Origin of the sequence: Microbispora rosea (assembly GCF_900156315.1) — a bacterium.
Lineage (GTDB): Bacteria > Actinomycetota > Actinomycetes > Streptosporangiales > Streptosporangiaceae > Microbispora > Microbispora rosea.
Window position 1 is genome coordinate 38,336 of record NZ_FTNI01000018.1, and the last position, 12,787, is coordinate 51,122.

At 70.5% G+C, this 12,787-nt stretch carries 12 protein-coding genes; 10 read left to right on the forward strand and 2 right to left on the reverse strand.

Annotated features, from left to right (window positions below):
* Positions 1-29: 29 nt before the first annotated feature.
* Positions 30-599 (reverse strand): Lrp/AsnC family transcriptional regulator, encoded by a 570-nt coding sequence (locus BXA11_RS23955; protein ID WP_083744529.1) that lies wholly within the window; start codon positions 597-599, stop codon positions 30-32.
* Between the two features lie 250 nt (positions 600-849).
* Between BXA11_RS23955 and BXA11_RS23960 the strand changes: the two genes are divergently transcribed.
* The 9 genes from BXA11_RS23960 to BXA11_RS24000 all read left to right on the forward strand — a co-directional run bounded on the left by BXA11_RS23960 (position 850) and on the right by BXA11_RS24000 (position 9,930).
* Positions 850-1,563, forward strand: coding sequence for a creatininase family protein (locus BXA11_RS23960; RefSeq protein ID WP_030511290.1), 714 nt, complete (start codon positions 850-852; stop codon positions 1,561-1,563).
* Positions 1,560-2,258, forward strand: a complete 699-nt coding sequence (locus BXA11_RS23965; protein WP_197042867.1) for an SDR family NAD(P)-dependent oxidoreductase — start codon at positions 1,560-1,562, stop codon at positions 2,256-2,258. Before BXA11_RS23960 ends, BXA11_RS23965 begins: the two co-directional genes overlap by 4 nt.
* Entirely contained in the window at positions 2,245-3,621 is a 1,377-nt protein-coding gene (locus BXA11_RS23970; RefSeq protein WP_076438232.1) for a dipeptidase, read from the forward strand. The genes BXA11_RS23965 and BXA11_RS23970 overlap by 14 nt, the downstream gene beginning before the upstream one ends.
* On the forward strand, positions 3,618-4,811 hold the full coding sequence (locus BXA11_RS23975) for a dipeptidase (RefSeq protein ID WP_076438050.1): 1,194 nt from the start codon (positions 3,618-3,620) through the stop codon (positions 4,809-4,811). The genes BXA11_RS23970 and BXA11_RS23975 overlap by 4 nt, the downstream gene beginning before the upstream one ends.
* A 39-nt stretch (positions 4,812-4,850) precedes the next feature.
* Positions 4,851-6,575, forward strand: coding sequence for a DUF885 domain-containing protein (locus BXA11_RS23980; protein WP_083744531.1), 1,725 nt, complete (start codon positions 4,851-4,853; stop codon positions 6,573-6,575).
* Between the two features lie 36 nt (positions 6,576-6,611).
* On the forward strand, positions 6,612-7,469 hold the full coding sequence (locus tag BXA11_RS23985; RefSeq protein ID WP_076438052.1) for an alpha/beta fold hydrolase: 858 nt from the start codon (positions 6,612-6,614) through the stop codon (positions 7,467-7,469).
* Entirely contained in the window at positions 7,466-8,386 is a 921-nt protein-coding gene (locus BXA11_RS23990; RefSeq protein ID WP_076438055.1) for a succinylglutamate desuccinylase/aspartoacylase family protein, read from the forward strand. Before BXA11_RS23985 ends, BXA11_RS23990 begins: the two co-directional genes overlap by 4 nt.
* Positions 8,387-8,512: 126 nt before the next feature.
* Positions 8,513-9,097 (forward strand): MaoC family dehydratase, encoded by a 585-nt coding sequence (locus BXA11_RS23995; protein WP_231514118.1) that lies wholly within the window; start codon positions 8,513-8,515, stop codon positions 9,095-9,097.
* Positions 9,094-9,930 (forward strand): HpcH/HpaI aldolase/citrate lyase family protein, encoded by an 837-nt coding sequence (locus tag BXA11_RS24000; RefSeq protein ID WP_076438058.1) that lies wholly within the window; start codon positions 9,094-9,096, stop codon positions 9,928-9,930. The genes BXA11_RS23995 and BXA11_RS24000 overlap by 4 nt, the downstream gene beginning before the upstream one ends.
* Positions 9,931-10,426: 496 nt before the next feature.
* On the opposite strand, the gene BXA11_RS24005 is transcribed toward BXA11_RS24000, so the two are convergent.
* A complete protein-coding gene (locus BXA11_RS24005) occupies positions 10,427-10,738 on the reverse strand; it encodes a hypothetical protein (protein WP_143734478.1) in 312 nt (103 codons plus the stop codon).
* A gap of 246 nt (positions 10,739-10,984) precedes the next feature.
* Here BXA11_RS24005 and BXA11_RS24010 point away from each other — a divergent pair, with 246 nt between their 5' ends.
* On the forward strand, positions 10,985-12,583 hold the full coding sequence (locus tag BXA11_RS24010; protein WP_076438236.1) for an ISL3 family transposase: 1,599 nt from the start codon (positions 10,985-10,987) through the stop codon (positions 12,581-12,583).
* Positions 12,584-12,787 lie beyond the last annotated feature (204 nt).

Below are 12,787 nucleotides of genomic sequence, written 5' to 3' on the forward strand. Positions count from 1 at the left end.
CACGATCCCCGGTGAGCCGGCCGGACCGCTCAGGCCGGCTCGCCGGGCGGGGCCGACAGCAGGTCGGCCACCAGGTTCTTCGGCTCTATCTCCACCAGGCTCAGCGCGGTCTCGGTGCGCTGCACGCCCTCGATCTGCCAGATGCAGTCCATGAGCAGCTGCCGCAGATGCTGGTGATCACGCACCCGGAGCCGGGCGAGCATGTCCATGGCGCCGGTGACGATGTCGAGCGCTTCCAGCTCGGGTATCAGGGCGAGCTGCTCGACGAGGTCCTGCTGCTGGTAGCCCTGGACGGCCGTGATGATCAGGTACACCGTCATCGGATAGCCCGCGGCGCTCCAGTTCACGCGCACGCCGTACCCCTGGATCACACCGAGACGTTCCAGACGCGCGATGCGTTCTCCGACCGCGGGGGCGGACATGCCGAGCTCACGGGCGAGCGCCCGCTGCGAGCGCCTGGAGTCCTGGCTGAGCAGGACGAGTATCTGCCGGTCTACGTCGTCGAGCGGAACCGGAGGCACTGGGACGGGCACGTCGGCGACAGCCCGCAGGGGCGCGGCCGAAGTGTGCGAAGCAGGGGAACGACGGCGAGGGGGCATGGCGGGAAGGCTACCCCGCCGGGGACACGGAAGGGGCACGGAAAGAGCACCGCCGCCGGAGTCACCCGTATGACAGGTGCCACATCCCGGGGCGGACACCCGCGGCGACAGGCGATCCGAATGCGTTTGCAGTGGATGGCTGGTATTTGTGGGGCAAATGGTTAGTATGAGACGCAACTTCCCTTACAGTTGACCACTCCCAAGGTCGACATTGGTTTCACTTCGCATATCGAACGGAGTGTGAGGACCGGTGCGGGTCTTCGACAGCAACTGGATGCAGATCGCCGACTACCTCCAACGCGACGATCGCATCGTGCTCCCGGTCGGGTCGACCGAGCAGCACGGGTATCTCTCGCTCGGGACGGACGCCTTACTGGCCGAGCGTGTGTCGGTGGAAGCGGCGGAGCCGCTCGGCGTGCCGGTCCTGCCGGTCCTGCCGTTCGGCATGGCGCCGTACTTCGTGGAGTACCCGGGCAGCATGAGCCTGCGGATGAGCACCTACATCGAGGTGATCCGCGACCTGCTCAACTGCCTGGCCTCCCAGGGGTTCCGGCGGATCGCGGTGATCAACGGCCACGGCGGCAACGCTCCCGTCGCCGGCCTCATCCGCGAATGGGTGTGCCTGCCGCGCGAGGAACGGGTGGAGGTGCTGTTCCACAGCTGGTACAACGCGCCGAAGACGGCGGAGGCCGCGTCCAGGTTCGACGACGACCAGTTCCACGGCTCCTGGCTGGAGAACTTCGCCTGGACCAGGGTCGACGGCGTCGAGATCCCCGGCGGCAGCGCGCCGGTCCTGCCGAGGTCGCTGGCGGACAACGTGACCGCGCGCGAGATGAGGGAGCTGTCCCCGGACGGAAGCCTGGGTGGGGCCTACCAGCGCAGCGACGAGGACATGCGAATCGTGTGGGACGCCGGCGTGGCCGAGGTCCGCGAGCTGCTCGAGAAGGGATGGCTCGACCAGTGACAGCAGTCAGGGGCAGGGTCGCCGTCGTCACCGGCACGGCACACGGGATCGGGGCGGCCATCGCCGCCGCGCTCGAGGCGGACGGGGCCCGGGTGCACGGCGTCGACAAGGACACGGTGGACGTGACGGACTCGTCCGCGGTCGACGCCTTCTTCGCCGAGATCGGCGACGTCGACATCCTGGTCAACAACGCCGGCGGGGTGGTCGGCCAGGTCCACCACCCTCTGGAGGAGATCAGCGACGAGGACTGGTCCGCCGTGGTCGCGGCCAATCTGACCAGCACCTTCCTGTGCACCAGGGCGGCGGTGCCGGCCATGAAGCGGCGAGGCTTCGGCCGCATCGTGAACATCTCGTCGGGCGCGGGCCGCAGCGTCAGCCTGACCGGCATCCAGGCCTACGCCAGCGCGAAGGCCGGGCAGATCGGCTTCACCCGTCAGATGGCGCACGAGCTGGGACGGTTCGGCATCACGGTCAACTGCATCGCGCCGGGGTTCGTCCTGTCCAATCCCACGACGATCGAGCAGTGGGAGAGCTACGGCGAGCAGGGGCAGGCCGCGCTCGTCGAAGGCATCGCGGTACGCCGGCTCGGCCGGCCCGAGGACATCGCGCACGGCGTCCGGTTCTTCGTCTCGGAATCCTCATCCTGGATCACCGGTCAGACCCTCTCGATTGATGGTGGACATGCTCTCTTTTGATTCGACCGACGCCGCCTACCTCGACGAGCTCGCCGACTACGTCGCGGTGCCCAGCGTGAGCCGGGACGCCACCGCGGAGACCATGCGGACCGCGGCTCAATGGCTCGCGGCCCAGCTGTCCTTCGCCGGCGGACGGGTCGTCGACACGGCGGGTCACCCCGTCGTCCGGGGCGAGTGGCTCGGGGCGCCCGGCGCTCCCACCATCCTGGTCTACGGCCACTACGACGTGCAGCCGACCGGCGATCTCGCCGAGTGGCGCACCCCGCCGTTCGAGCTGAGAGTCGACGGCGACGTGATGCGCGGGCGCGGGGTCACCGACGACAAGGGCCCGGTCTTCATCGTGCTCAAGGTGGCGCAGGCGTTCATCGAGCAGGAAGGCGCGCTGCCGCTGAACGTCAAGTTCCTCTTCGAGGGGGAGGAGGAGATCGGCAGCCCCCACCTTCCCGCATACCTGCGCGAGCATGCGGACGAACTCGCGGCCGACCTGGTCATCTCGGCCGACGGGGCGATGTGGCGGCCGAGCGAGCCCTCGTTGTCGATCGCGTCCAAAGGCCTGGTGACGCTCGACGTCGAGGTCAGCGGCGCCGCCACCGACCTGCACTCCGGGCGTTACGGCGGCACCGTCGCCAACCCCGTGCACGCCCTGAGCGAGATCCTGGCCGGCCTGCACGCGGCCGACGGCCGGGTCGCGGTCGACGGCTTCTACGACGGGATCCCCGAACTGAGCGACGAGCGTCGCGCCGCCATCGCGGCGGTGCCGTTCGACGAGGACCGCTACCGCGACGACCTGGGTCTCGACGGCCTCTTCGGCGAGGCCGGCTACAGCACGCTGGAGCGGCTGTGGGAGCGTCCCACCCTCGAGATCAACGGCGTCCTGGCCGGAGGCAAGTACACGGTGATCCCGCACGTCGCGACCGCCCACATCTCCTGCCGTCTCGTGCCGGGTCAGCGCCCGGAACGGGTGCTCCAGGCGATCACCGACCATGTGCTCGCCCAGAAGATCCCCGGCGTGCGCGTCGCCGTCCGCCCCGACAAGGGCGGGGTGCCCGCGTACACGATCCCCGCCGGCCACCCGGCGATCCGCGCCGCCACCGAGGCGCTCGCGCACGTCTACCCGGACCAGGATGTCCTGTTGGCCGTCATCGCGGGGACGCTGCCCGCGACGGCCCTGTTCGAGGAGGTCCTCGGCGCGAAGACCCTGTTCTTCTCCTTCTCCACCGCCGACGAGAACCTGCACGCGCCGAACGAGTTCATGCGGATCTCCCGGCTGCGTGAGGGGATGCGCGCCTGGGAGCGGCTGTGGCGGCTGCTCGCCGACGGGCCGCACCGGCTGGCGCCGGTCCGCGGGGACGGCACGCGGTGACCGCGGGCGCCTACGAGTCGTACGGCTACCTCACGCCCGGCGTCGACTTCCCGGACATCGAGCTGGCCCCCGAGTTCGGCCGCGTGCCGCCGTACGCCGGCGGCCTGAGCGAGCAGGAGCGGGAACGGGCCGAGCGGCTGCTACGGGACAACGTCGTGGTCAGCCTGCACGACCATCCCGTCCGGTTCCCCGCGGACATGCGGCAGACGCCGGAGTACAACAGGACCGGACGCCAGCACACCGCGTTCGCCGGGCTCCTCGCGTCGGGCATGACCGTGGTGTTCGACAACATGATGGACGGCACCGCCTGCGTCACCGGCAACGCCCCGTGGCGCTGGCTCGACATCATCACCGACCTCGGCATGCGCCAGGCCGACATCGCCCACCAGTCCGACGTGATCGTGATCCGGACGATGGACGACATCGAGCACGCGCACCGGTCGGGCAAGGTGGGGCTGCTCTTCGGCCTGGAGGCGGCGACGCCGATCGAGAACGAGATCGATCGGCTCGACGTCCTGTACGGCCTCGGCCTCCGGCAGATCGGCATCGCCTACTCCGACGCCAACGCCCTCGGCAGCGGCCTGAACGAGACCACCGACGGCGGGCTCACCGACTTCGGCGGGCGCGCGGTCGCCAGGATGAACAGGCTCGGCCTGGCCATCGACATCTCGCACTCCTCCGACCGGACCGGCCTGGACGTCTGCGCCGTGAGCGAGCGCCCGGTGTTCATGACCCACGCCGGAGCGCGTGCGGTCTGGGACACGCCGCGGATGAAGCCGGACGACGTCCTGCGCGCGGTCGCCGAGACGGGCGGAGTCATCGGGATGTCGGCGGCGCCCCACACGACGTTGTCCGAGGCTCATCCCCGGCACACCATCCTGTCGGTGATGGACCACTTCCGGTACTGCCTGGACCTGGTCGGCATCGAGCACGTCGCGTTCGGGCCGGACACCCTCTACGGCGACCACGTCGGCCTGCACACCGTCTTCGGGCACCTGCTCAAGGTGGGCGCCGCGGCACCCGGCGGCCCCTCCTTCGAGAAGGTGGAGTACGTCGACGGGTTGGAGAACCCGACCGAGAACTTCCACAACATCTGCGGCCTGCTCGTACGGGAAGGGTTCTCCGACAGCGAGATCACGGCCGTGCTCGGCGGCAACATCCTCCGGGCGCTCGAGCGGATCTGGGCCTAGTGGCCCCTCCCGCGCCCCCGTCAACAGGAAAGAGGATCAGTGATTCCTGACGACCAGCCCCCGGCGGCCGCCGGGGCGGACGATCGGCTCGCCCAGCTCAGCGCCGAGTTCTTCCAGGTGAAGCACACGGCCGACCCCTTCAGCGCCACACTGCTCGGCGTCTCGGGCTTCGACGGACTGGTGCCCGACCCCAGCCGCTCCGGCTCCGCCGCCGACGCCGCGAAGATCGCGGACATCGAGCGGCGGCTGGCGGAGATCGACCCCGGCGGCCTGAACCCGGCCGACCGGATCAACCACGCGGTGCTCGGCCGCCTCGCCTGGGGCGTGCGGTCCGATCTGGAGCATGGGCTGTGGGAGACGGGGGCGTCCGCGGACGGCTACTCCTCACCGCAGGCGATGATGTTCATGTCGGTCCCGGCGGCGTCCCTCTCCGACGCGGCGGCCGTCGACCAGTACCTCCGGCGGCTTACCGCCCTGCCCGCGTTCGTCGACGCCATCCTCGACCGCTATCGGGCGGCCAAGGAGGACGGGCGCATACCCACCCGCGTCGGCGTCGGCCAGGCCATCGACCAGCTCACCGGGCACCTTTCGCTGAGCCTGGCCGACGACACCCTGCTCAGCCTCCGGCTGCCGGCCGGCGTCGACGAGGGGAGCGTCAGGGGGCGAGCGTCCCGCATCGTCGAGGAGTCCGTCCGTCCCGCGCTCCGGCGCCTGCTCGCCGGCCTCCGGGACGAGTTGCTGCCCGTGGCCCGGCCCGACGAGCGGGTCGGCGTCCGCTTCGTCCCCGGTGGCGAGGAGGGCTACCGGGCCGCGGTGCGGCGCCACACCACCACGGACCTGTCTCCGGAGGAGATCCATCAGATCGGCCTCGACTGTCTCGCGGAGCTGAGACAGGAATGGGCCGAGCTGGGCGGCCGGGTGCTCGGTACGAGCGACGTGGGCGAGATCCTGGCCCGGCTGCGGGACGATCCCTCGTTGCGGTTCGGCTCGGCCGCCGAGATCGTCGACGTGGTGACCGACGCGCTGCGCCGGGCCGAGGAGGCCCGCGACGACTGGTTCCCGGCGTACGACATCGCCGACTGCGTCATCGAGGAGATCAACCCGATCGAGGCGGGCAACGCCGCGCTCGCCCACTACCGGCCGCCGGCGGGCGACGGGTCCCGGCCCGGCGCCCATTGCGTCCTCACGGCCGACCCGAAGGAACGGTTCGTGTACGAGTACGAGGCACTGGCCTTCCACGAGAGCACGCCCGGGCACCACCTGCAGATCGCCTCCGCGCAGACCTTGACGGACCTTCCGGCGTACCGGCGTTTCCTGGACGCCGAGGTGTGCGGGTACGTCGAGGGCTGGGGCCTGTACAGCGAACGGCTGGCCGACGAGATGGGCCTGTACACCTCGGACATCGCCCGGCTGGGGATGCTCTCGTTCGACGCGCTGCGCGCCTGCCGGCTGGTGGTGGACACGGGCATGCACCACCTCGGCTGGTCGCGGAGGCAGGCCATGGAATTCATGTGGGACAACACCGCGACGACGCGGGCCAACGTCCGCAACGAGATCGACCGCTACATCGCATGGCCCGGGCAGGCGCTGGCGTACATGATCGGCCGTCGCGAGATCCGCCGCCTGCGAACCGTGGCCGAGGCCCGGCTCGGATCCCGGTTCGACATCCGCGCCTTCCACGGGACGGTGCTCGGCAACGGCGCCGTCCCCCTCGGTGTGCTCGACCAGATCGTGGCCGCCTGGATCGACTCCGCGGCGGCCTGAGCCAGGGCGCCTGCGTTTCCTCAGCAAGGAGTGCACATGTTCGTGAACATCAATGGTGCGCGGCTCAACGTCGAGGTCCTCGGCGAGGAGGGCGCCCCCGTGCTGATCGCCCACCACGGCGGCGGGGGCATCGGCTCGCTGGCGGAGCCGAAGGCGACCTTCGGCCCGCTGTCCGACCTGTTCCGCGTCGTGGTGTTCGACGCCCGCGGCTGCGGCCTGAGCGAGGGCGTCCCGCCCTACTCGCACGCCCAGTGGGCCGCCGACGTCGACGCGCTGCGCGAGTGGGCCGGCGCCGAGACGGTCGTGATCGCGGGCGGCTCCTACGGCGGATTCATCGCCATGGAGTACGCGATCGCCTACCCGGACAGGGTGCGGGCGATGATCCTGCGGGACACCTCACCGGACTGGACCAACCTGGAGCTCGCCCACGAGAACGCGCGGAAGCAGACCCGGGTGGAGCTCGACTGGGAGAACTACGAGCGCTATTGGAGCGGCAAGATCCGCGACGACGCCGACCTGAAGGCCCGCTGGGCCGAACTGATCCCGCTGTACGACCACGAGTACGACCCGGAGAAGGCGGCCGCGCGGGTCGAGGCTGGCATCTACCGCCACGAGGCGCACAACTGGTGCTTCCAGCAGAACGCGCCGATCTACGACGTGAAGCCGCAGCTTCCGTCCGTGACCTGCCCCACCCTTGTCACCGTGGGCCGCCACGACTGGGTGACCCAGGTGTCGTCGTCGGAGACGATCGCCTCCCTCATCCCGGACTCCACGCTGGTCGTCTTCGAGAAGTCCGGGCACTCCCCGCAGTTCGAGGAGGCGGAGCTGTTCCAGCGGACGATGCGCGACTTCCTCGCCGAGGCGCTGCCGGACCTCGGAACGGCGGTGCGATGATCGAGCGGCGGACTCTCCGCATCCCCGGCCTCGGCCCGGACGGGCTCGACATCCCGTACTTCGACATCCGGGGCCGCGGAGACGGGCCGCGGCTCACCGTGCTGTCCGGCGTGCACGGCGCCGAGTACGCCTCGATCGCGGCCGTCCGCGAGTTCGTGCGGAACCTCGACGCCGCCGCCGTCTCCGGGCGGATCGTCGTCGTCCCCGTGGTGAACGTGCCGGGATTCTGGGCCAGGACGCCGTTCGTCGTCCCGGTGGACGGCGAGAACCTGAACCGGAGCTTTCCCGGCGACCCTCGCGGCTCGTTCACGGAGGTGCTGGCGCACCACGTCTTCACCGAGTTCGTCCTCGGCTCCGACTACCTCGTCGACATGCACGCCGGCGACCTGCCCGAGTCGCTGGAGCCGTTCACGATCTTCGAGGAGTCCCCGGTCGAGGCGGCCTCGCTGGAACTCGCCCTGGCGTACGGCGCCGGACACGTCGTCAGGCAGGCCGCGGAGGCGCGGACCGTGGCGGGCAGCACGTGCGCGGCCGCGGCGGACGCCGGCATCCCCGCCGTCATCGCGGAGTCAGGCCAGAACGGCCTGCTCGACCAGGCGGCGATCGACCGGCACCTGGCCGGGCTGACCAACATCGCGAGATCCGTCGGGGTGCTGGACGGCGAGCCGTGGCCGGTGCGCGATGTCCGCCTGCACGAGGGGTGGCACTGGCTGCGCACGGACCGGGCGGGCTGGTGGGAGCCCGCCGTGGCGGTGGGGGAGCCCGTGCCGGCCGCCGGGCTGCTGGGAACGATGAGCGACGTGTGGGGTGAGGTCTTCGCCGAGGTGCGGGCGCCCGAGGCGGGCACACCGTTGTTCCTGACGAGCAGCCCGGCGGTATCGGCCGGCGGCCTGCTGCTGGGCCTGGCCCGTCACTGATCCCGCCGGGGGTGGCCCAGAACTCGCAGCATGACATCCATGGGAGCAGCCGCTTCCCGTCTTCGCCGCTCCGGGCATACCGAGGGCGGCACCGACGTACAGACACCATCGACAAGGAGACCCGACGTGGACGAGAACGGAACCGCCTCCCCGGCGCCCCGAACGCCGTCAGTGAGCTGGGAGGGCCGTTACCTGGAGGATTTCGTCGTCGGCGACGTCTACCGGCACCCGCTCGGCCGTACGGTGACCGAGGTGGACAACTCATGGCTCACCCTGCTGACCCAGAACACGGCGGCCATCCACTTCGACCGGCACTACGCGGAGCGAACGCAGTGGGGCAGGCCGCTGGTCGACTCGACCTTCACCCTGGCCCTGGTCACCGGGCAGAGTGTGCACGACGTGTCCATGAACGTCATGGCGAACCTGGGCTGGGACCGGGTGCGCCTGCCCAATCCCGTCTTCGAAGGCGACACGATCTACTCCCAGTCGGAAGTGCTCTCGGTGCGCGAGTCGCAGTCCCGTCCCGACGTTGGCGTGGTGGAGGTGCGCACCATCGGGTTCAACCAGGACGGCGTGATCGTGATCAGCTTCGAGCGCACCCTTCTGGTCTACCGGCGGGGGCATGGTCCCACCCGCGCCGTCGTCGAACCCCGGTGGGACGAGAGGTCTCTGCGGGCCGCCGGTCTCGACCCGCGTCCCGGCACACCGTGACCGGGGCGTACGGGACGACGGCGCGGACCCTGCTCTTCGTGCCCGGGACCCGGCCCGACCGCTTCGCGAAGGCCGCCGCCAGCGGCGCGGACGCGATCATCATCGACCTCGAGGACGCCGTCGCCCCGCAGGACAAGGCACACGCGCGGGCGGCCGCCGCCGGCCACGTCTCCGTCCACCCGGCACTGGTCAGGGTCAACGGGATCGGCACGCCGTGGCACGATGACGACCTGGCGGCGCTCGCCGGGGCCGAAGGGCTGGCCGGAGTCGTCCTTGCCAAGACCGAGGCGCCGGAGCACGTCGCGACGGTGGCCGCCGTGCTCGGCCCGCGGGTACCGGTCTTCGCGTTGCTCGAATCCGCCCGGGGCGTACGGGACGCGGATCTCATCGCACAGGCCCCGGGCGTGGCGCGGCTTCTGTTCGGAAACCTCGACTTCTGTCTCGACGCGGGTATTCCCTCGCGGGGCGGCGACGAGCAGGGGTTGTTGTTCGCGCGCAGCAAGGTCGTCCTCGCGGCGAGGGCCGCCGGGTTGCCCGGGCCCGTCGACGGGGTCGAGCCCGAGATCGACAACGAGGCGGCGACCCTGGGGGCCGCCCGCCGGGCGGCGGCCCTGGGATTCACCGGCAAGTTGTGCCTGCACCCGCGTCAGGTCGCTCTCGTCCGCAGCGCGTTCACGCCCTCGGACGGGGAACTGGACTGGGCCCGGCGTGTGCTCGACGTGGCGGCAGGATCCGCGGGCGCCGCCGTACGGGTCGACGGAGAGATGATCGACAGACCTCGTCTGGAGCTCGCCCGGCGCATCGTCGACTCCGCGGGGGAGGAGCCGGCGTGAAGCGGCCGGCCCGCGCGTCGTGCGGCGCGCGGGTGTGATCCTACGACCCGGCCGACTCGATCCCGGCGGCGGCGAAATAGTGCTGAAGGCGAGCGGAGCGTCGGCGGACATGTGCCGGGCCGTCTGGCGCCACAACCACGCCGACTGGTACGTCGGCCGGGTCTTCGACTTCGCCCGCGGTTACTCTTCGAGCTCGGCCGGCGTGGGGAGGAGCTGTGTGCGCTTCCTGCCGCGCCGAGTGCCGTGGCCGGCCGTGTCCTCGCCTACGCGCGGATGCAGCTCGGCAAGCCGTACGCTTGGGGAGCTGAGGGGCCGGGGAGCCGGCGGGCCCGGGCATGCCGGGATCGTCGTCACTCCCGGCCAGATGATCCACGCGCCACACACCAGAGACGTCGTGTGCTACGCGTCCTATTCCGCTGGTTCTGACGTGGTCGGGCTCACCCGGGCGGCAGGCCGTGGCCGGTGGGGCAGTGGTCGAGCGGGGCGATGGGGCCGTTCAGAGGTCGGCGGCGGGCAGTAGCGCCAGCAGACCCAGCGTCGCCAGGATGCACAGCGCGGCCGGCATGGGCGCGGTGTCGCCTCGCAGGAATAGCGTGGCTCCCTCGGGCCCGCCCCATACGCCGAGGCAGCTCCGGTTGATGCCGAGATCGACGGCGAGTGCGAGTGGGGCCGTGCTGTAGGCAGCCAGCAGCAGCGCTGCGAGGACTCGCGAGACGGCGCGGCCGAGAGGATGTATCCGGCCTCCGCCGCCGAGGCCACCAGGGCGGCGGCCCACCACCATCGTGATCTCCACAACATGAGTCGACACCGCTCCGAAACCTACCGACAGAAACCATCGGCAGGTTTCGGAGCGGACGGCGGCCGTTGACCAGGCCGGGGCTTGTCACTGGAACTTATGACCCGCCCCGGCGGCCGGCGATGTCGACGACGCGTGAAAACTGGATCAGGCACAACTTTCCATGATCGGACCCCGGCTGAGCTGATCACGGTTCAGGCGTTCTAGCCAGTAGCTCACCTGTCTATGGCGACGATCTGCGGCGTGTTGATCAGTGAGATGGTCAGGGCGTTGTTCCCTCACCTGGCCCGCGTGTGCATTGACCAGGTGTCGCGTGCGGGAAGGACGGTGCGGATCCGGGCCAGCACCGGCACCGTGGAGGCGGCGTGCCCGGACTGCGGAGATCGGTCGCGGCGCAGGCACAGTCACTATGAACGGCGGTTGTCCGACACCGCAGCCGGCGGTCAGGAACTGCTCATCCACCTGCGGGTACACCGATTCTTCTGCCGTAATACCGCCTGCGTGAGGGCGACGTTCGCCGAGCAGATTCCCGGCCTGACGGTGCGATACGGCCGCCGCAGCATCCCAGCGGGCAAGGTGTTGGCGGCGATTGCGCTGGCGCTGGGCGGTCGCGCCGGGGCCCGGCTCACCCAGCGCCTGGCCGCCTCAGTGAGCCGGATGACGCTGATCAGACTGAGTCGCGGCCTGCCCGAGCCGCCCCTCCTGGCGGGCCCGCGGGTGCTCGGCGTGGACGACTTCGCCTACCGTCGGGGCCACTCCTACGGCACCATCCTGATCGACATCTCCACCAGCACGGTGGTCGACGTGCTGCCCGACCGGACGGCCGACACCCTCGCGGCCTGGCTGCACGCTCACCCCGGCGTCGAGATCGTGTGCCGGGACCGGGCCAGCGCCTATGCCGAGGGCACCGCCCGCGGCGCACCGCAGGCGATCCAGGTGGCAGACCGCTGGCATATCTGGAGAAACCTCGGCGAGGCCGTCGAACGCACCCTCACCCGCCACCGCCATCACCTGCCGTCCCTAATCCCCACGCTCGTCACTCAGCCCACCCCTTCTCCACCTCCGCAGGCACCCACCCCACCTCGCTCGCCCGCCGACCGCGACGACCGGATCGCCGTCCGCACCCGGGAACGGCATTCCGTCGTTCACGCTCTGCTGAAGCAGGGCCACGGCGTACGGGAGATCGCCCGGCAGTTGAACCTCGGCCGCAACACCGTCCGGCGCTTCGCCCGCGCCGACAACCCCGAAGACCTTCTCGTCCACACCGGCACCGGCCAACGCCCCAAGGCATTGGACGCTTACGACGGCTACCTACGCAAGCGGTGGGCGGAGGGATGCACCAACGCCGAAGTCCTCTGCCGTGAACTGCGGAATCTCGGCTACCGCGGCAGCAGCACCGCCGTCCGCCAATACGTCCGCCCCTGGCGAGCCCGCCTGCCACCAACCCCGGCTTCGCCCCGCCCGCCCACGGTCCGCCAAGCCACCGGCTGGTTCCTGCGCAACCCCGCCCGCCTCGAACCCGGCGAGCAACGCCAGCTCGACACCCTCACCGCCTTATCTCCCCAGCTGGCAGCGCTCCGGGGCCATGTGCGCCAGTTCGCCGAAATGATGATGAACCGCCGCGGCCGGGACCTGGAGGCATGGATCAACGCGGTACTCCGCGACGACCTGCCTGACCTGCACTCCTTCGTCACCGGGCTACGCCGCGACCAAGACGCCGTCACCGCCGGCCTCACCCTGCCCTACAGCTCTGGACCCGTCGAAGGGCACGTCAACCGCACCAAAATGCTCAAGCGGCAGATGTACGGCCGCGCCAACCCCGATCTCCTGCGCAAACGCCTCCTGCTGGCCGACTGACCAGGGTCCACTTCACGGAAAGTGTGCCTGATCCAGAATTCGAGCGTCGTTGACACGCGGCGCGTATGACTGCCGTACGGCTCCTGCTGTACGGCCAGGAAGCAGTCGTGCGCATCGGCGATTCCCTGTGCGCCGGATCGGTTCGGCTTCCATCAGACCAACGCTGTTGTCTGCAGCCCGCCTTTCGGGGAGCGTAGTGGGGGT